This is a genomic window from Ruegeria sp. CDSB117 (assembly GCF_059611005.1).
Genome location: NZ_JBXWOS010000001.1, coordinates 228846 through 248335, shown reverse-complemented (window position 1 = coordinate 248335; position 19490 = coordinate 228846). Strand labels below are relative to the sequence as shown.

Sequence of the window (19490 nt, the reverse complement as noted above, 5' to 3'; positions counted from 1 at the left end):
CCGTCAGGGGGTTATGACCACTTTGCCGGTGGCCACGCGGTCGCGCAGCAGTTGCATGCCTTTGTCGGCCTCGGCCAGTGGAAGAACGTGGCTGATATGCGGCTTGATCCGCCCTTCGGCGAGCCAGCCGAACAGCGTGTCAAAGCTGTCCTGTACAATCTTCGGTCGGAATCTCAGATAGCCGCCGATGTAAAACCCAATCACTGTCAGGTTTTTTACCAACAGATGGTTGGCCGGAATTTGGGGAACGTCGCCGCCCGCAAACCCGATGGGCAACAGACGGCCTTCGGGGTTGGTTGCCCGGAACGCGGCTTTGAAGACATCCCCTCCGACAGCGTCATAGACGACATCCGCGCCGCCCAGATCCTTGACGCGTGCACGCAGGTCTTCCGAGGCGTCGATCAGGTGATCCGCACCAGCCGCGCGGGCCACATCCAGTTTTTCCTGCCCACGCGCATGGGCAATTACCGTCGCGCCCATAAGCTTACCGATTTCGACGGCGGTAAGTCCAACCCCACCTGCGGCCCCGGTCACCAAAAGGGTCTCGCCCGGCCGGAGATGCGCCCGATGATCAAGGGCGATGTGGCTGGTGCCGTAAGCGATCTGAATGGCCGCGGCACTTTCAAAGCTGATTGCATCGGGCAGGGGAATCGCGCGACTCGCATCAAAAACGCCATATTCCGCCAGTCCGCCCTGACCGGAATAAACGGCCACACGGTCCCCGACATTCAAGCGCGTAACACCGTTACCCAGCTTGTCGACAACACCCGCAACTTCCATACCCAGCGTGAACGGAGCCTCGGGCGTGTCCTGATACGTACCCTTCTGCATCAGCAAGTCGGCAAAATTCAATCCGCAGGCCTTGATCGCGATGCGTACTTGCCCGGTGCCGGGTTCGGGAAGGTCAATATCAGCCAATTGGGCGGCGCTTCCCTGGGATTGTATCGTGAATGCCTGCATGATCGCGCTCCGTAATTTTGGGGCATAGATTCTTTTCAGCCAGGGTTTGTCAATCTATTCCCCGGCCAATTCGGTTCCTTTCAGGTGCACGTGGTGGGCGTGGGGACTATCCCAGCATTAAAAACACACAACCCTAAATCTTTGTGACCCGAAACAGATTCAACCTTCTTGAAAAATTACCCAAATGCGGCAATATTGCGCTATGGTGCTGTTTTGGGGGTATGTTCCAAATTAGGGAGTGGTTAAGTGCGACTCGCTAGTGTTGCGATAAAAAGCAACGCGCGCCCCAGGTAGTTGTGTGTAAAAGAGGAGAATACCAATGACCCATCACGTCGATGTCCATGTGGGCAAGCGCGTCCGGCATCGCCGCTGGCTGATTGGCATGACCCAGCAGCAGCTGGCGGAACAAGTTGGTATTAAGTTTCAACAAATTCAAAAGTATGAAACTGGGGCCAACCGGATCAGCGCGTCTCGCCTGTGGGACATTGCCGAGGCATTGGACGTTCCCGTCAGCTTTTTCTTTGAAGGTCTGGAAGAGGCCGAAAAAGAGACCTCTGGCAAAAAGTCGGTTCCTGCCGATCTGATGGGGGACAAGGAAGCGCTGGACCTCGTGCGGTCCTATTACGCGATTCCCGAAAACCAGCGCCGCCGCCTGTTCGAGCTTGCTCGGGTTCTCAGCGACGTCGCATAAATTAGCGGGTTGACTCCAAACCGTGCGCACCTCACGGGTTACGCATGCAAGAGACCTCTCTAAGCGATCTGGAAGTTGCCGAAGAAATGGCCGACGCGGCGCGTGCGGCCATTCTTCCGTATTTTCGGCAAACCAATCTGGACACCACGAACAAACTGGAAAATGGGTTTGACCCCGTAACCATTGCTGACCGCAACGCCGAAACGGCGATGCGCGCGGTTCTGGCGCGTCATCGGCCCGAAGATGGCATTTTTGGCGAAGAGTTTGGTCGCGAAGAAGGCTCAAGCGGCCGGACCTGGGTTCTGGACCCCATTGACGGTACCCGCGGGTTCATCAGCGGTACGCCGACTTGGGGGGTTCTGATTGCTCTCAGCACATCTGAAGGCCCGATCATGGGGGTGATCGACCAGCCCTATATCAGCGAACGGTTTGTGGGTTCGGCGGATGTCGCGCAGGTCACCGGCCCATCCGGAACGACACCGTTGAAGACACGCTCGACATCCGCTTTGGATCAGGCGGTTGTTTTTACGACCTTCCCAGAGGTTGGCACACCTGAGGACCGCGCAGGGTTCGAAGCGGTGGCCCGGCAAGCAAAGCTGACCCGTTATGGCATGGATTGTTATGCCTATGCGCTGGTGGCGGCGGGGCAGGTTGATCTGGTGATCGAATCCAGCCTGAACGCCTATGACATTCAGGCCCCCATCGCAGTGATCGAGGCTGCTGGTGGGGTTGTGACTGACTGGCGGGGCGGTCCGGCCCATAATGGCGGGCGGGCTCTGGCGGCGGCGAATCCAGAACTGCACGCGGTCGCACTGGAAATCCTGCGCAACTACTGAAATTGGTTGCCGCAATTTGACCGGTCGGGTAGGTTCTACGCGGCTGGTTCTTATGCCCGTTTTCCGCCAGCCTTTGCACTTCTTGCATGAGACGGGCTGTTGCAGGAGGGCGAATTGACCAAAATCCTTATCAAAAACGCTGATACCATTCTGACGATGGATGACGCGCGGCAAGAGTTGTCGGGCGCGGACATTCTGATCGTGGGGGGGCAGATCGCGCAGATCGGCCACAACTTGCAAACCGACGGTGAGATCCACGATGCTGCGGGTTGTGTTGTGACGCCCGGGCTGGTGAATACCCATCACCATTTGTACCAAACCCTGACTCGGGCTGTACCGGGCGGGCAGGATGCGTTGCTGTTCGGATGGTTGCAGACACTCTATCCGATCTGGTCTAGATTCGGTCCTGAAGAGATGTTTGTGTCGGCTCAGATCGGTCTGGCTGAATTGGCTTTGTGGGGCTGTACGCTCAGTTCAGATCACCTTTACTTGTATCCCAACGGCGCGCGCCTGGACGACACGATCGCTGCCGCCGCCGAAATTGGCTTGCGGTTTCATCCGACCCGTGGAGCGATGAGTATCGGGGAAAGCGACGGCGGGTTGCCGCCAGATGCTTTGGTTGAGGTCGAATCCGATATCCTCGACGACATGATCCGCGTGGTTGACGCGTTTCATGACCCATCCGAAGGGGCGATGTGCCGGGTTGGGTTGGCGCCTTGTTCCCCATTTTCCGTCAGCAGGGACCTGATGCGCGACACAGCGATCCTTGCGCGCGATAAAGGTGTGATGCTGCACACTCATCTGGCAGAAAATGATGAGGATATCGCGTATTCGCAGGCTCAGTTCGGGTGTCGCCCCGGTCAATATGCCGAAGATCTGGGTTGGACCGGATCAGACGTCTGGCACGCGCATTGCGTGAAACTGGACGGGGCCGAGATTGATCTGTTCGCCAGAACCCAAACGGGCGTGGCGCATTGCCCGTGCTCAAACTGCCGCTTGGGGTCTGGTATCGCACCGGTTCGAACCATGCGTGATCACGGGGTTCCGGTGGGTCTGGGCGCCGACGGTTCGGCCAGCAACGATAACGGCAGTCTGATCCTCGAGGCCCGACAGGCCATGCTGCTGCAGCGCGTTGCCAATGGCGCGGATGCGATGTCGTCACGCGAAGCGTTGGAAATCGCGACACGCGGCGGGGCAGACGTGCTGAACCGCCCTGATTGTGGTCGGCTAGAGCCCGGTAAGCGCGCCGACATTGCCATATGGGACACGCGCGGGATCGAAAGCGCGGGCAGTTGGGACCCGGCCGCACTGCTGCTGGCCGGACCAATGAAGGTGAAACACCTGTTTGTCGAAGGCCGCCAGATCGTGCGCGACGGGCATGTCACGACGTTGGACCTGCCGCGCGTGATCGAACGGCAGACCCAATTGGCCCGCGCTTTGCAGGCTTAGGAAGACACGCGGCGACCGGCGATCCAAACCTCGGCAATCGCCCGGTCGTCGCCCATCATGATCGTAGGAAAGATCGCCTCCCACAGATCATCGGCGCAGGCTTCACGCTGGGCAATTGCAGGGGTTGAGGCAAGGTCAAGAACGACCAGATCAGCCTCCATCCCCGGTGCGACATTGCCGATGCAATCATCCATCCGCAGCGTACGCGCCGAGCCAACCGTTCCCAGCCACAGCAGTTGCGCCGCGTGCAGGGGCGAGCCGCGCAGTTGCCCGATTTCATAGGCCGAAGCCATCGTGTGCAGCATTGAAAAGCTCGACCCACCGCCGGTATCTGTTGCCAGACCAACCCGGTGCCCTTCGCGCATCAGCCCGTCCATGTCGAACAAGCCGGATCCGATAAAGGTGTTCGAAGTCGGGCAATGGATCAGCGAAGCATCAACCTCACGCAGCCGGTCACGTTCGCGCGATTCCAGGTGGATAACGTGGCCGTAAACGCCATGCGAGCCCAGCAGCCCGAACTTTTCGTAAGTATCCAAATAGTCCCGCGCATCAGGGAAAAGCTCGCGAACCCATGAGATTTCGTCTGTCTGCTCGCTCAGGTGCGTTTGCATCAGGCAATGCGGGTGTTCGGCCCACAGCGCGCCCATCGCCTCAAGCTGCTCGGGCGTGGATGTGGGGGAGAACCGCGGTGTGATGGCGTAGGATATCCGGTCGACACCGTGCCACTTCTCAAGCAGCGCCTGCGATTGGTCATAGGCCGTCTGCGGAGTATCCCGCAGCCCTTCGGGCGCATTGCGGTCCATGCAGGTTTTCCCCGCCACAACACGTTGCCCGCGTTGTTGGGCAGCCGTGAAGAACGCATCGACACTTTCGGGGTGGATGGTGCAGAAACTGCACATCGTTGTGGTGCCGTGCGAGGCCGTCAGGTCGAGATAACGATTGGCGATCTCGGCTGCATAGTCGGGATTCCCGAACTTCATTTCCTCGGGGAAGGTATATGTGTTCAGCCAGTCGATCAGGCGCTTGCCCCAGCTGGCGATCATCGCGGTCTGTGGGTAATGGACATGCGCATCCACAAAGCCAGCCATGATCACGTGCTGACCGTGGTTTACAACTTCGGCATCGGGGTTCGCGGATATCAAGCTGTCGGCATCGCCGACTGCAGATATGCGGCCGTCTTCGATCAAGACCGCTTCGCTGATTGACACAGCCTCTGTCGGCTCACCTTCATATGGTGATCCGTTGAAGCTCAGGACACGCCCTTTCAGCAGCGTTTTTTGCGCCATTTCCGTTCATCTCCGCCTGTATGGGACTGCGAAACAGCATAGTGGGGCGAAACTTGTCGGTAAATCGGCGCATTGTCATTGTTTTCCGGTAGCTGCTTCTTCTAATTAGGGGTCAATGCGCGAACCAACCGGGGGCAGACATGACGACAGGCTATGATGAACCCGTAATCGTTTCCGCCAGCGAGGAAGACGTCTATGCGCTGGATCGCCGGACAGTTGCCGCGATCCTGTATGCTGTTGATGTGGAAGATCGCGACAAGCTGATCGAGCTGATGGAGCCGCTGCACCCTGCGGACATTGCTGACCTTCTTGAACAGATTAATCCCTATGACCGTGGGCGTTTGATCCGTCTTTACGACAAGGAATTTGACGGCGATATCTTATCCGAACTGGATGAGTCCGTCCGCGAAGAGGTTATCGGTGTCCTGCGCCCCGATGTTCTGGCCGATGCCGTGCGGGACATGGAAAGCGATGACGTCGTCGACCTGCTGGAAGACCTTGAAGAGCCGCAGCAAGAAGCCATCCTGGACGCGCTGGAAGATTCCGAGCGGCTCGCCGCAGAACAGGCGCTGTCCTATCCGGAAAACTCGGCCGGTCGCCTCATGCAGCGCGAGGTGGTCATGTCGCCCGAGCATTGGACCGTGGGGCAGACCATCGATTTCATGCGCGCCAATGATGACTTGCCGGAACAGTTCTATCACGTTGTTCTGGTTGATCCGCGGCTCAAACCGGTGGCACAGGTCACGCTTGGCAAGCTGATGGCAACCCGGCGCGAAGTGCCGTTGCACGACATCGCCGAAGAGGAATTTCACACCATCCCTGTCGATCAGGACGAAGAGGATGTGGCCTACGCCTTTAACCAGTACCACCTGATTTCCGCCCCGGTGGTCGATGCCGATGGGCGTTTGGTCGGCGTGATTACCATTGATGACGCCATGGTTGTTCTGGACGAAGAATACGAAGAGGACATGTTACGCCTTGCCGGTGTCAGCGACGAAAGTTCACTGTCCGACAGTGTCGCCGCAACCAGTAGGCGGCGCTTGCCGTGGCTGGCCGTCAACCTGTGTACCGCAATATGCGCGTCACTGGTCATCTCGCAGTTCGAAGCGGCGATCAATCAGTTGGTGGCACTGGCAATCCTGATGCCGATCGTTGCCTCGATGGGAGGGAATGCCGGGACGCAGTCACTGACGGTTGCGGTGCGGGCGCTTGCAACGCGCGACCTGACCGGATCGAACGTGGCGCGCGTTATCCGGCGAGAATTGCTTGTGGGTGTGCTCAATGGTCTGTGCTTCGCGACCGTTTTGGGGACTGTAGGCATGATGTGGTTCGATTCACCCTTGCTGGGTGTCGTGATCGGCTCGGCCTTGGTCGTGAATATGGCGATCGCAGGCTTTGCAGGTACGGTAGTACCGGTTGTGCTGGACCGTCTGGGCGTTGACCCGGCGCTGGCGTCAGGGACTTTCGTGACCACCACAACGGATGTCATGGGGTTCTTCATCTTTCTTGGGCTTGCCAGCGTGGTGCTTCTGTGACCGATCTGACTGAAATCAAGGCCGTCGCCCGTAAGGCGGCATTTGCGCGCCGGAAGGTTGCATTCGATACGCGTTTGCCGGGGGCGGCCGGGCGGTTGTCCGAAGTGCTTGCGGGGCATCGCGGCGTCCCGATGTCGGGGTACATGCCGATCCGCACCGAAATTGATCCTTTGCCCGCCATGTCCGAGGCAGCGGCTTACGGCCCGGTCGGTGTGCCGGTCATTCAGGCTGCGGGGCAGGCGCTGCGGTTCTCGCGCTGGACGCCCGAGGGTGTGTTAAAGGATGGCCCGTTCGGCGCCAAGGTTCCCGAGATTGACGATTATTTTGACCCCGAAATTCTTGTTGTGCCGCTCGTTGCTTTTGACGCGCAAGGCGGAAGACTGGGATATGGCGGCGGCTTTTATGACCGGACGCTGGAGGGATTGCGCGCCAAGCGCCCCACACTGGCCATCGGCTTTGCCTTTGACGCGCAAGAGGCCGAGGGGCTGCCGTTGGAACCCACGGATCAGCCGTTGGATATGGTCATCACTGAAAGCCGAGTACTGACGTTCTCGGCCTGACCGCCTTAGGTCGGGCTGTTTTCGCGAAAATACTCCCACGCGTCCACTTCGGTGCCGTCGGGCAGGATGCAGATGCCAGTCTGGCCGCCTTCGCCATCGCGGATCTCGTAACGATTGCCACTTTCAACGCAAAAGGTTGCTGCCGGGTTCGCCAGCTGGGTGGATGAGCCGTTTGAAGCAGGCTGGTCGCAGGCCGAAAGTGTGATCAGGCTGGCGGCGGTCAGAAGGGCAAGGCGCATGGAAAATCTCCGGCATAATGTGCTTTGGCGGTTTATTCTGCCAGCTTAACCACTTGTGCTTGAGAGATACCACACTTAGGACAGTTCGAATGAGGATACTTTTTCTGGGTGACGTGATGGGCCGCGCCGGACGCGCGGCCATTCAGCAACATTTGCCGCGTCTGCGCGACGAATGGCGATTGGATTTTGTCGTGGTCAATGGCGAGAACGCCTCGAACGGGATGGGTCTGACCGGGGATCACGCAAAACTGTTGCTGGATGCCGGGGCCGATTGCCTAACGCTGGGCGATCACGCATTCGACCAGAAAGACATGTTGCAATTCATCGAAAGTGAACCCCGTATCGTGCGCCCGGTGAACTTTGCCAAGGGCGCGCCGGGCAGGGGCCACCGGTTGTACACCGCGCCGGGCGGGCGCAAGGTTCTGGTTGTTCAGGTGTTGGGGCAAGTCTTCATGAAACGCCCCTTTGATGATCCGTTCTCTGCTGTTGAACCAATCCTGAAGTCGCACCCGCGTGGCGGGCAAGCGCAGGCGATCATCGTCGATATGCATTGTGAAGCGACTTCCGAAAAGATGGCCATGGGCCACTATTGCGACAAACGCGCCAGCCTTGTTGTGGGCACGCATACGCATGTGCCAACCGCGGACGCGCAAATCCTGCCGGGTGGCACGGCATATCTGACGGATGCGGGCATGTGCGGCGATTATGACTCGGTCATCGGCATGGACAAGCTGGAACCGATGCGCCGGTTTATCACTGGCATGCCCAAGGCCCGGTTCACGCCGGCTAATGGCGAGGCCACGCTAAGTGGCGTGTTCGTTGAAACCGACGACCGGGACGGTCAGGCGAAATCTGTTCAAATGGTGCGCGTTGGCGGGCGGCTACAGCAAGCTGGCCCACAGTAAGGGCACGTCAGGCTTGCTCTGTCGCGCGCAATGCGTGAAACTGCCTGACGGGCGCGTAAACCAGGCCAGGGTTCGGACAGAAAACCAAGAATGCAATTCCTTCAACTGACAGAAATGGGAAGCGCGATACTGGCGCTGTTGGTCGTTGCAGGCATGTTCATCATGTTCCTGCGCGAATCCTATCCGACTGAAGTGGTCGCAATTGGTGGCGTGGCCGTGATGCTGGTGACGGGCATTCTGCCCTATCAAAGCGCACTTGCCGTTCTGTCAAATCCGGCCCCTTGGACGATTGCCGCGATGTTCATCATCATGGGAGCATTGGTGCGTACCGGAGCACTGGACGCATTCACATCGACCGCACAGAAACAGGCACAGGTAAGTCCCAAGGTCGCAATCGCGACGCTGATGGCCTTTGTTGTCTTTGCCTCGGCGGTGGTTTCAAACACGCCCGTAGTGGTCGTTATGATCCCCGTATTCGTTCAGATCGCGCGGACGCTGAACGTGTCGGCCTCGAAACTGCTGATCCCGCTAAGTTATGCGGCCATTCTGGGTGGCACGCTGACCTTGATCGGCACCTCGACCAACCTGTTGGTTGATGGTGTCGCGCGGTCCCAGGGGATGGCCCCGTTTACGATATTCGAGGTCACGCCGCTGGGCATTGCGCTGGTCATTTACGGTATGTTCTACTTGCGGTTTGTCGCGCCGCGCCTGCTGCCGGAACGGGACAGCATGGCGACAATGCTTAGCGATCGGTCGAAGATGAAGTTCTTTACCGAGGCTGTCATTCCCCCCGACAGCAACCTGATCGGGCGTGAGGTGACGGGCGTGCAGCTGTTCAAACGTCCTGGCGTGCGCCTGATCGACGTCGTGCGCGGCGACGAGTCGTTGCGGCGCAACCTCAAGGGCGTCGCTTTGAAAGTTGGCGACCGTGTCGTTCTTCGGACTGAGATGACAGAGTTGCTGAGCCTGCAAACCAACAAGGAACTCAAGCGTGTCGATCAGGTCTCGGCGGTTGAGACGAAAACGGTCGAGGTGCTGATCACTCCGGGTTGCCGCATGGTCGGGCGGACGTTGGGCGCGATGCGTTTACGCCGCCGTTATGGCGTTTATGTGTTGGCGGTACATCGGAGAAACCAGAATATCGGGCGGCAATTGGATGATCTGGTTGTGCGGGTCGGTGACACGCTGCTGCTGGAGGGCTCACCAGCGGATATCCGGAAGCTGGCTGCTGATATGGATATGGTCGATGTGACCCAACCTTCGGCCCGCGCATTCCGCCGCAGCCACGCGCCGATTGCCATCGGGGCGCTGACCGGGATCGTTGTGCTGGCCGCGCTGGGCGTTGCGCCCATCCTGCTGTTGTCGGTCCTGGCTGTTGCGGTTGTTCTGATTACGCGCTGCATCGACGCGGATGAGGCGTTTTCCTTTGTCGAAGGAAGGTTGCTGGCCCTGATCTTCTCTATGCTGGCCATAGGTGCGGCATTGGATAAATCCGGTGCAGTTTCCTTAATTGTCGAAGCCGTGGCGCCGGGTCTTGGTGCCCTGCCACCATTCCTGATCATCTGGGCGGTCTATTTGCTGACCTCTGTGCTGACAGAGCTGGTGTCGAATAACGCCGTGGCAGTTGTGGTGACGCCGATTGCCATTGGTTTGGCGCAGGCAGTGGGCGTTGATCCGCGCCCGCTGGTCGTGGCAGTCATGGTGGCGGCCTCGGCTTCATTTGCGACGCCGATCGGATATCAGACCAACATGATGGTTTACGGCCCCGGTGGGTACAGGTTCACAGATTTTCTGAAAGTTGGCGTGCCGCTGAATCTGACTGTGGGTTTGCTGGCTTCGCTGTTGATCCCTCTGATCTGGCCGCTTTGAGTTCGGCACGGAACCGCTGGTTTTCCGGCGAAGTCCTTGTAAAATCAAAACCTCATACAATGTTTTGAATAAGTGATTTTGCGAAAAGGAGCACGCCAATGCTCAAGACCGGATATACTGCGCTTACGGTTGCGGCCACATCAGCCATGCTGAGCAGCGCGGCCATCGGCGGAACGATCGAAGGCACTGCAGCATATCGCGAGCGTATCGCCGTACCACCGGATGCGACGCTTTACGTGCAATTGCAGGACGTCTCGCGCGCGGACGCACCGTCGGTGACCCTGTCGGCAAAGCGCTATGCGCTGACCGGAGTGCCAGCACAATTCGAGCTGAGCTATGACGACGCCCTTATTCAAGAGGGGATGCGCTACGTGGTGCGTGGTTCGATCTTTCAGGGCGACAAGCTGTTGTTCACAACCGATACTGCCTACCCTGTTCTGACGAATGGGGCCGGGAACACGACCGATCTGATGCTGGTCAAAGTACAACCGCCCGGGGCAGCCGTGCTGGAGAACACCAACTGGACCGCAACCGGCCTGAATGGCGCAGCACTTGAGACCGAAAGGCGCCCCGCGCTTTCATTCGCCAATGATGGCGCGTTCTCAGGCAGCGGTGGATGTAACCGGTTTTCCGGCCAAGCCGAGATTGCGGGCAACAATATTGAATTCCCCGACAACATGGCCGCCACCCTGATGGCCTGCCCGCCGCCACTGGATGAAGTTGAGCGGCAGTTCTTCAAAGCCCTTCAGGAGGTGACAGCATATGCCTTTAAAGGCGATACGCTGGTGTTGCTGGACAACGCCGGGCAATCCGTCGTGCAGTTTGCCCGGGAACAGTAGGGTTTAAGGGGCTGTCACGCGACGGCCCTTGACCGTCCTGCATTGCGGCCGGAGAAAATGCAGCCGCCCAGGAATGAACCTTCGAGCGCGTTGTAGCCGTGATAGCCACCGCCACCGAAACCCGCGACCTCTCCGGCTGCGAACAGGCCAGGAACGACCTGACCGTCTGCGCCCACCATCTGACTGTCCAGATTGGTCTGAAGCCCACCCAGCGTTTTGCGCGTCAGCACGTGCAGTTTCACCGCGATCAGCGGGCCATTGGCCGGATCAAGGAACTTGTGCGGCTTGGCGGTTCGGATCAGTTTGTCACCACGGTAGTTGCGCGCGGCCAGAATGGCGGCCATCTGCGCATCCTTGGTGAACGGGTTGTCGATCTGGGAATCGCGCGCCTCGATCTGGGCACGCAGGTGCGCCTCGTCGATCAGGCCTCCGCCCAGATGGTTCATCCCGTTAACAAGCTCGGTCAAGGTATTGGCGACGATGAAGTCTTCGCCGTGCTCCTTGAACGCCTCGACCGGAGCGGTGGCCTTGGACCCGGTCAGAATGCGTTGGAACAGAACCTCTTTCCAACCACCGTCCGTCATGTCGGGATTTTGTTCAGACCCGGACAGGGCGAACTCTTTTTTGATCACCTTCTGGGTCAGAACGAACCAGCTGTATTCATGGCCGGTTTTCAGGATTTCTTTTAGCGTCCCCAGTGTGTCAAATCCCGGCAGGCACGGCGGTTTCAACCGGTTGCCTTCGGCGTCGAACCACATCGAGCTTGGGCCGGGCAGAATGCGAATGCCGTGCGATGGCCAGATCGGATTCCAGTTACGAACGCCCTCGGTATAATGCCACATCCGGTCGCCGTTGATGACATGACCGCCAGCCTTTTCGCTGATACCGATCATGCGTCCATCGACGTGGAATGGCACGCCAGCGACCATGTCCTTCGGCGGCTCGCCCAGACGGTCGCGTGGCCAGCTTTTGCGCACCATTTCAAAGTTGCCTCCGATGCCGCCGGACGTGACGATAACGGCTGGGGCGTAAAACTCGAACTCGCCGACCTCATCACGGTTGGTCTTGGCGCCGTGGGGTGCGGTGTCGTCGGCCAGAACCTCGCCCGACACTCCCTTGGCCGCGCCGTTCTGCATGATGATGTGGCTGACTTGATGGCGGAATTTAAGCTCGATCAACCCATTGCTGACATGGTCACGCACTCGGCGTTTGAAATGTTCCAGAACACCTGGGCCGGTGCCCCAGGTGATATGAAAGCGGGGCACAGAATTGCCGTGACCATCCGCATATGATCCACCGCGTTCGGCCCAGCCGACAATCGGAAACCAGCGCAGGCCCATGTCATGCAGCCAAGGGCGCATTTCGCCGGCGGCAAATTCAACATAGGCCTCGGCCCATTTCCTGGGCCATGCGTCCTCGTCACGATCGAACTGCGCGCTGCCCATCCAGTCGCGCAGTGCCAGATCATAGCTGTCTTTGATCCCCATGCGCCGCTGTTCCGGCGTGTCGACCATAAAGAGCCCACCAAGGCTCCAGAACGCCTGACCGCCCAGGAAATGCGCGGGTTCCTGATCGACCACGATCACCTTTTTACCCCGGTCGCCCAGTTCGGCAGCTGCGGCCAACCCGGCAAGCCCAGCCCCCACGACGATGGCATCGGCAGAGTTATTCGTCATGTCTTTTCCTTTCAGCGGCTGCGGAACCAAAGGATGAAGGGCAAGGCCACAACATACATCGTTATTCCGTACACAGCCGAGGGCAGGGCCAACGGGCTAAACCAGCTTTCCGTCGCCGTGATCAATGCAGCCAGTGTAATCCCAAGTGTCGAGTTTTGTATGCCGGTTTCGATGGAAACAGTCTTGCTTTCGTTCCATGACAGGTTTGCGGCACGCGCCAGCCCCAGCCCGATCAGCAAAAGCGCGATGTTCAACGAGATCAACCCAGCGCCCATGACGCCGAGGTTGTCGACAAACAGCTGCCAGTTTCCAGCCAGAGCAGCCACAACGATCAGCACGAACAAAACGGTCGCAAGCTTGGACAACGTGGGCTCGATCCGCCTTGCAAAATCTGTTGCAACGCTGCGAAGTGTGACGCCAAGCGCCACGGGTAGCGTGGTGATCAGGAACATGGCGATTGCAAGCCCTGAGATTGACACCTCGGGTGCCGCATCGCCCATGAAATAGTTCACTGACCAGGCGGCAAGAAACGGCACGGTGACCATCGAAAGCAGGCTGATGACGGCCGTCAAACTAACCGAAAGGGCGACATCACCTTTGGCCAGTTTCGACAGGATGTTGCTGGTCACACCGCCGGGGCAAAAACTGAGGATCATGAAGCCGACAGCGATCTCGGGTGGCAACGCAAAAAGTGTGACCGTGACAAAAGCCGCGACCGGCAGCAACACAACCTGGCACAACGCACCGACGGCGAAAGGATAGCGCCGGCTGAGTACGCGGCGGAAATCAGCTACCTCAAGCCCAACGCCCAGAGACAGCATGATAATGGCCAGCGACAGCGGCAGGCCGACATTAATTAGAAGATCCAAGAACAACTCCTCCCAAAGCCGTTCGGGTCACCCTAAGCGAGCGGTCGTGGATCAGGCAATAACGCCGTTGGGTCACCCATAGCGTTGGGCAAATCTGCGGAGGATTTCGGCCGGTTGCGTGACGTCCGCTGCGTGACAAATGTCGATCAGGCGCTGGGCGTCTTCGGGCGGAAAATAGCCGTGGTTCTTGTAGATATTGATGCGCTGTTCGAAATCACGCGCGTCCGCCTCGGGGTGGAATTGCGTGGCATAAACATTCTGCCCCCAGCGGATCATCTGGAACGGGCAAGGGTCCGAGGCCAGCAGGTGGATGCACCCGCTCGGCAGCGCCTGCACGGCCTCTTTGTGGCCGACGAAGGCGTCGAATGTTCCGGTCAGCCCTGCCGTTAGCGGGTCTTGCGCTCCGTCTGCAGTCAGGTGGCAGGTCGAAGGTCCGACAGGTTCACCGTATTTCTCTTTGCTGACGTCACCGCCAAGATGGGCAGCCAGAATGCCCAGCCCATAGCAACAGCCCATAAAGGGATGATCTTGTGCGATGATCTGCGGCATCAATCCCATGATGGCGCCTTCAATGCGCGCGTCGGCTTCGGATTTGGTTGCGGGGTCGTCACTGACGCATCCCGGTCCACCACCAACAATCACCCCAGCATAATCCGTGACATCCAGATCGTCGGGCAAAGCTTCGCAATCCAATCGGATACGATGGGTCTGGTTGGGGGTCAGGCCCGTTTTGTCCAGGATCGAGGCATATTCGGCATCCGAGGCATCGGTTTCCGGGCGCAGTTGCAGGATCAGAAAACGTTTCATGAAAGGCCTTTATCCGTCACAAGGGCCAGAACACAAGGATAGCGGGGATGGAAACCGCAATGATCAGGATTTCCAGTGGCAGGCCCATGCGCCAATAGTCGCCAAACTGATACCCTCCGGGTCCTAGGACAAGCGTATTGTTCTTATGCCCAATCGGCGTCAGGAACGCGGCCGAGGCTGCGACGGCGACGGTCATCAGGAAAGGGTCGGGTGAAACCTCAAGCGTGCGGGCCATCTGGATACCGACCGGAGCCGCAACAATGGCGGTGGCTGTGTTGTTCAGCACGTCTGACAGGGTCATTGTGACCACCATCAACACGGTCAGAATGGCCCAGGCCGGCAGCCCGTCGGTCAATTGAATTAAAGCATTCGCAATCAGTTCTGTACCGCCTGACGTCTCCAACGCGCTGCCTAGCGGGATCATCGAGCCCAGCAGAACGACAACGGGCCACTCGATATGATTGTAGATATCGGCAATCGGCATGATCTTGGTCAGAACATAGGCGACAACGACCAGCCCCAAAGCGATGGGCAGGTAGATCAGCCCGACACTGGCCGCCAGAACAGCTGCACCAAACAAGCCAATGGCAAGCCACGCTTTTTCGTTGGCGGTGACGTTCAGACCGCGTTCAGCAAGTGGCAAACACCCCAGCCATTCGGTCACATCGGCACTGCGGTCACGTGGGCATAGCAGCAACAGAATGTCGCCTGCCTCAATCTGAGTTTTACGGACCTGTTCGGTAATGCGACGCCCTTGACGTGAAATCCCCATCAAAACGGTGCTTTGACGCCAGGCCAATCCCAGGCCCTGCGCGGTGCGACCGGTGACGCGTGCGTTTAGCGGCACAACTACCTCAATCACTTCAAGACCGTCCCCTTCGGCGGTCAGCAACTCCTGACGGCGGGTATCCGAGAAATCGAGGTTCAGCGCGGTGCGAAATTCATCTAGCGCCTCGGGGCGGGCCTCCAGCACCAAAGCGTCGCCCGGTTTGATTGTAGCATGGGCCGACCGGCCATAGCGCCGTTTGCCATCTCGAATAAGGCCGATGATGGCCACGTCGGATTTCTCAGCGGCCTCATAAAGCTCGCTGACACGTTTTCCGATTTGCGGCGACTCTGGCGGGACCGTCAGTTCCGCGATGTATTCGGCAAGGGTTTCCGAGGCCTCTTCCTGTGTTCCGCGATTGGGAATCAACCGCCATCCGACCAGCGCGACAAATGCCAGCCCGGCAATCGCTGCCAATCCACCAACGGGGGCGAAATCGAACATTCGGAACGGTTCACCCAATGTTTCAGCCCGGATCGATGCGATGATGATGTTAGGGGGCGTTCCAATCAACGTGGCCATGCCGCCCAGAATGGTGGCAAAGCTCAGCGGCATCAGGGTCAGACCGACCGGCCGCCCCGCCTTGCGCGCGGTTTGGATATCGACCGGCATCAGCAGCGCCAGCGCGGCCACGTTGTTCATAAAAGCCGACAGAACAGCGCCAATCCCGCCCATCAGCGCGATATGTGCGCCAAGCCCGCGCGAGGCATCGACCAGCGTGCGGGTGATCAGGAAAACAGCGCCGGAGCGCACCAACCCGGCCGAGACAACCAATACCAAAGCGACGATTATCGTGGCGGGGTGTCCGAACCCGGCAAAGGCGTCATCGACCGGCACAACACCCAGCGTAACTCCGATCAATAGCGCGGTGAAGGCCACAAGGTCGTATCGAAACTTCCCCCAAAGCAGCATTCCAAACACAGTGGCGAAAAGGGAAAAAAGAATAATCTGGTCTGTCGTCATGCGGCCACCATACCCTTCGCGGCGACTGTCGCAAGCCGCTCTCTTGATCCTTGGCCCCGCAAACGTCTATATGAGCGCCGAATACGCAATCACGATGACGAGGACGCAACATGGCAGGCCATTCCAAATGGGCCAACATCCAGCACCGCAAGGGGCGTCAGGACGCCGCGCGGTCCAAACTGTTTTCCAAACTGTCGAAAGAGATCACCGTCGCTGCCAAGATGGGCGACCCCGATCCTGAAAAAAACCCACGGCTGCGTTTGGCCGTGAAAGAAGCCAAGTCACAGTCGGTTCCAAAAGATGTCATCGACCGCGCGATCAAGAAATCGACGGCGGGCGAAGGCGATGAATACGAAGAAATCCGGTATGAGGGCTATGGCCCGAACGGTGTGGCGGTGATCGTCGAGACGATGACAGACAACCGCAATCGCACAGCTTCGACCGTGCGTTCGACTTTTTCCAAGAACGGCGGCAACCTGGGCGAAACCGGTTCAGTTGGCTTCATGTTCGAACGCAAGGGCGAAGTGGTTTATCCGGGTTCCGTCGGCGACGCGGACACCGTGTTCGAAGCCGCAATCGAAGCCGGCGCTGAAGATGTCGAAAGCTCGGAAGAAGGGCATATCATCTGGTGTGCCGATACCGACCTGAACGAAGTGTCGAGCGCCCTTGAAGCTGCGCTGGGGGAAACCGATTCCACCAAGCTGATCTGGAAGCCTACGACGACAACCGAGTTGGGTCTGGAAGACATGCAAAAGCTGATGAAGCTGGTCGATGCGCTGGAGGACGACGATGACGTTCAACGCGTGACGACGAATTTCGAAGCCACGGACGAAGTCATGGCTCAGCTCTGATCCGCATTGCAAGAAAAGCACGAAAAACCCGGTCTTTGGCCGGGTTTTCATTTTTGACACAGGGGGTTCTTGGCCGGTTGCGTGGAACTGAGTACCATGGATTGATCAAACCCAAGTGGCGCGCCCTTTTGCGAGCCGAGGAACCCAAGCGCGCATATGACTGACAAGTCACTGGACACATCGAAAAGAAACGTTCCGGTCCTGGCTGGGCAAAGCATTCTGTCTCAGGTGGCGTGGACCCTAGGCAGCCCATCCGTGGTCTTGCCATTTCTGGCCGTGTCGCTTGAGCTTCCGATGTACATAGCCGGCGCGCTGGTGTCGGTGCGGATGGTTGGCAGCATGATCTCGGATGTTTTCCTCGCGTATCCCATCGCAGCGCGTGACCGCAAGAAACGTGCAATCGCGATGACTGAGGTCGCAATCGGTGCCTGCCTGATTTTGGCTTTGTTGGTGGCCTCAACAGGTGTCGTTCCGGTCATAGGTGTGGCTTTTGTCGCGGCATTTTTCATGATCGGTTTGATCGAAGAAATTCAGTCGCTGATGTATACCGATCTGCTGGGCGATCAGGTGCGCTCCAAATCGCGGATGATCATGCATTATCTGCAGCTGGGGGTGGGTGGATTGGGCGCAATCGGATTGGCGTTGCTGGTTCACGAGATCACCAAAGAAAACCCACCGTTTTCGCGCCATTCCGCAGTCATCGCCGTTTCGGTAACATTCTTTGTCCTATCCGGCCTGTCGATTCTAATGATGTCCGAAACCGCCGGTCCCACCCAGGAACAGGGCGCGCAACGGGTCAAGAAGCGAAAGTTCCTGGATAACTTCACCGATATCGCTGCAATGTTCGATCAGCACTGGTTCCGCCGTTACATGATCATGCGCATGCCGCTTGTTGTCGTATCCCTGTCCGTACCGTTCTTTGCGCTGATCGCAGCCGAAGCGCACCACGATTCGGCCAGAGGGCTGACGGCGATGATTGTGTCGTCGGCGTCGGGGTATCTTGTATCTGCCCCACTGTGGCAATTGGTGAACATGAAATCGCATCGCGCCGTGATGGTCACCGGGAACCTGATGGTGGCACTGACGGGCGGTGCGCTTTTGTCCGTGCACTTTCTGGGCATGGACCATGACGTTCACTTACACGCCATTGCCTTGTTCGTTGTCACTGTTGCGGTGACAGGGATCAGCAGTGCCCGCAAGCTGTACTTCCTGGACGTTGCCCCAAAAGATCAGAGGGTCAAAGGTGCCGCAGCGATCAAGAGCATTTGCCGGATCTCTGGCGTATTGCTCTCGGCCGCGTTGGCAGGCGTTGCGCATTTGCACGAGGTCGCCTGGGCTATCGTCTTCATTGTCGCCACAAGCGTTTTCGCGGCGGTTGCCTGTTACCGTGTGGTTGTACCCAGCGAGAAAAAAGCGGTTCAATCCTAGTCTGCAGTTTCAGCTGGAAGCAGGGCACCATCGGCGGCGCGTTTGACCGCGTCAGTCAAGGGGGCCAACGCCGTGGATAGCACACGACCCACCTGCCAGGTCAGCCCTACGTCAAGATGCGCGCCCGGTACCAAAGGGCATAACCGGCCGTCTTCCAGCGCTGGGCGCGCAAGGTTTTCCGGATTCATTCCCCAACCAATCCCCGCAATGGCCGCTTCCACAAATCCCTGAGAGGAGGGCAGGAAATGCGAAGGGGGTGATAGCCGTTGACCTGTCTGCCGGGTAATCCAGGCTTTTTGCAGCCCATCCTTGCGGTTGAATGTCAAACAGGTGGCGCGGGACAACGTCTCGACATTTACACCGTCCGCGAACCATTTGCGCATGAAATCGGGGCTGGCCGTGGGGATGTACCGCAGGGCGCCAAGGGCTACGGCGTCGCTGCCTGGGACCGTATCACCTCCGACCGTTATGGCGGCGCTGACCTCTCCGCGCCTCAGCCATTCCGCCGAATGATCCTGATCGTCAACGACCAGATCGAACAGCAGGCCGTCGACCTGAGACATGACATTTATGAACCACGTCGCCAGAACGTCGGCTGGCACGGCGACGCGCACGCGCGCGGGGCCGTTGGTTTGATCAAGCGTCAGTTCGCGGGCCAGATGCGTCTCAAGTAACCCGATATCCTCGGCGTGTTGAGCGATACGCAAACCCATCGGAGTGCCCGTGCAGGGCGTTCCCCGATTGATCAGGGTTGCGCCGACAAGGTCTTCCAGCGCCTTAATCCGCTGTGAAACCGCGGAAGGCGTAACCGCAAGTTCTGAGGCGGCCGCGTCAAAACTGCCATGACGCAGGATGGCAGACAGCGCAGTCAGGTGGTTTGGATCCAGTAACATTAGCCAGA

At 58.6% G+C, this 19490-nt stretch carries 18 protein-coding genes; 10 read left to right on the top strand and 8 right to left on the bottom strand.

The window, feature by feature from the left end:
* Positions 1-3: 3 nt before the first annotated feature.
* Positions 4-960 carry an NADPH:quinone oxidoreductase family protein gene (locus AC2FJC_RS01220; RefSeq protein ID WP_496738106.1) on the bottom strand — a complete coding sequence of 319 codons (957 nt, stop codon included), beginning with the start codon at positions 958-960 and terminating at the stop codon, positions 4-6.
* 319 nt (positions 961-1279) lie between these two features.
* Between AC2FJC_RS01220 and AC2FJC_RS01215 the strand changes: the two genes are divergently transcribed.
* The 3 genes from AC2FJC_RS01215 to AC2FJC_RS01205 all read left to right on the top strand — a co-directional run bounded on the left by AC2FJC_RS01215 (position 1280) and on the right by AC2FJC_RS01205 (position 3936).
* Positions 1280-1651 (top strand): helix-turn-helix domain-containing protein, encoded by a 372-nt coding sequence (locus AC2FJC_RS01215; RefSeq protein WP_109313179.1) that lies wholly within the window; start codon positions 1280-1282, stop codon positions 1649-1651.
* A gap of 44 nt (positions 1652-1695) precedes the next feature.
* Positions 1696-2487 (top strand): histidinol-phosphatase, encoded by a 792-nt coding sequence (hisN, locus tag AC2FJC_RS01210; RefSeq protein WP_496738105.1) that lies wholly within the window; start codon positions 1696-1698, stop codon positions 2485-2487.
* Positions 2488-2601: 114 nt separating this feature from the next.
* Positions 2602-3936 carry an 8-oxoguanine deaminase gene (locus AC2FJC_RS01205; RefSeq protein ID WP_496738104.1) on the top strand — a complete coding sequence of 445 codons (1335 nt, stop codon included), beginning with the start codon at positions 2602-2604 and terminating at the stop codon, positions 3934-3936.
* On the opposite strand, the gene guaD is transcribed toward AC2FJC_RS01205, so the two are convergent.
* Positions 3933-5222 (bottom strand): guanine deaminase, encoded by a 1290-nt coding sequence (guaD, locus tag AC2FJC_RS01200; RefSeq protein WP_496738103.1) that lies wholly within the window; start codon positions 5220-5222, stop codon positions 3933-3935. The two genes, AC2FJC_RS01205 and guaD, sit on opposite strands and share 4 nt — an antisense overlap.
* 140 nt (positions 5223-5362) lie before the next feature.
* Here guaD and mgtE point away from each other — a divergent pair, with 140 nt between their 5' ends.
* The gene (gene mgtE / locus AC2FJC_RS01195) at positions 5363-6757 is read left to right on the top strand and encodes a magnesium transporter (protein WP_496738102.1); all 1395 of its coding nucleotides are present in this window, start codon (positions 5363-5365) and stop codon (positions 6755-6757) included.
* Entirely contained in the window at positions 6754-7317 is a 564-nt protein-coding gene (locus AC2FJC_RS01190) for a 5-formyltetrahydrofolate cyclo-ligase (protein WP_496738101.1), read from the top strand. Before mgtE ends, AC2FJC_RS01190 begins: the two co-directional genes overlap by 4 nt.
* 5 nt (positions 7318-7322) lie before the next feature.
* Here AC2FJC_RS01190 and AC2FJC_RS01185 read toward each other — a convergent pair whose 3' ends face one another.
* Positions 7323-7556: a putative hemolysin gene (locus AC2FJC_RS01185; RefSeq protein WP_496738100.1), complete on the bottom strand. Its 234-nt coding sequence runs from the start codon at positions 7554-7556 to the stop codon at positions 7323-7325.
* A gap of 89 nt (positions 7557-7645) precedes the next feature.
* On the opposite strand from AC2FJC_RS01185, the gene AC2FJC_RS01180 reads away from it, so the two are divergent.
* The 3 genes from AC2FJC_RS01180 to AC2FJC_RS01170 all read left to right on the top strand — a co-directional run bounded on the left by AC2FJC_RS01180 (position 7646) and on the right by AC2FJC_RS01170 (position 11169).
* Positions 7646-8461, top strand: a complete 816-nt coding sequence (locus AC2FJC_RS01180) for a TIGR00282 family metallophosphoesterase (protein WP_496738099.1) — start codon at positions 7646-7648, stop codon at positions 8459-8461.
* Between the two features lie 90 nt (positions 8462-8551).
* On the top strand, positions 8552-10330 hold the full coding sequence (locus AC2FJC_RS01175; RefSeq protein ID WP_496738098.1) for an SLC13 family permease: 1779 nt from the start codon (positions 8552-8554) through the stop codon (positions 10328-10330).
* A gap of 98 nt (positions 10331-10428) precedes the next feature.
* Positions 10429-11169: a YbaY family lipoprotein gene (locus tag AC2FJC_RS01170; protein WP_496738097.1), complete on the top strand. Its 741-nt coding sequence runs from the start codon at positions 10429-10431 to the stop codon at positions 11167-11169.
* A 14-nt stretch (positions 11170-11183) separates the two neighbouring features.
* On the opposite strand, the gene AC2FJC_RS01165 is transcribed toward AC2FJC_RS01170, so the two are convergent.
* From AC2FJC_RS01165 to AC2FJC_RS01150, 4 genes are all read right to left on the bottom strand, one after another.
* Positions 11184-12845 (bottom strand): FAD-binding dehydrogenase, encoded by a 1662-nt coding sequence (locus AC2FJC_RS01165; RefSeq protein ID WP_496734051.1) that lies wholly within the window; start codon positions 12843-12845, stop codon positions 11184-11186.
* Between the two features lie 11 nt (positions 12846-12856).
* On the bottom strand, positions 12857-13714 hold the full coding sequence (locus AC2FJC_RS01160; protein ID WP_496738096.1) for a bile acid:sodium symporter family protein: 858 nt from the start codon (positions 13712-13714) through the stop codon (positions 12857-12859).
* A 72-nt stretch (positions 13715-13786) separates the two neighbouring features.
* On the bottom strand, positions 13787-14521 hold the full coding sequence (locus tag AC2FJC_RS01155; RefSeq protein WP_496738095.1) for a glutamine amidotransferase: 735 nt from the start codon (positions 14519-14521) through the stop codon (positions 13787-13789).
* Between the two features lie 16 nt (positions 14522-14537).
* Positions 14538-16310: an SLC13 family permease gene (locus AC2FJC_RS01150; RefSeq protein ID WP_496696013.1), complete on the bottom strand. Its 1773-nt coding sequence runs from the start codon at positions 16308-16310 to the stop codon at positions 14538-14540.
* Between the two features lie 110 nt (positions 16311-16420).
* Between AC2FJC_RS01150 and AC2FJC_RS01145 the strand changes: the two genes are divergently transcribed.
* Both AC2FJC_RS01145 and AC2FJC_RS01140 read left to right on the top strand, forming a co-directional pair.
* Positions 16421-17161, top strand: a complete 741-nt coding sequence (locus AC2FJC_RS01145) for a YebC/PmpR family DNA-binding transcriptional regulator (protein ID WP_058275643.1) — start codon at positions 16421-16423, stop codon at positions 17159-17161.
* Positions 17162-17317: 156 nt separating this feature from the next.
* The gene (locus AC2FJC_RS01140) at positions 17318-18589 is read left to right on the top strand and encodes an MFS transporter (RefSeq protein ID WP_496738094.1); all 1272 of its coding nucleotides are present in this window, start codon (positions 17318-17320) and stop codon (positions 18587-18589) included.
* Here the strand turns inward: AC2FJC_RS01140 and AC2FJC_RS01135 are convergent.
* Positions 18586-19482, bottom strand: coding sequence for a LysR family transcriptional regulator ArgP (locus AC2FJC_RS01135; RefSeq protein WP_496738093.1), 897 nt, complete (start codon positions 19480-19482; stop codon positions 18586-18588). The genes AC2FJC_RS01140 and AC2FJC_RS01135 overlap by 4 nt on opposite strands.
* Between the last annotated feature and the right edge of the window lie 8 nt (positions 19483-19490).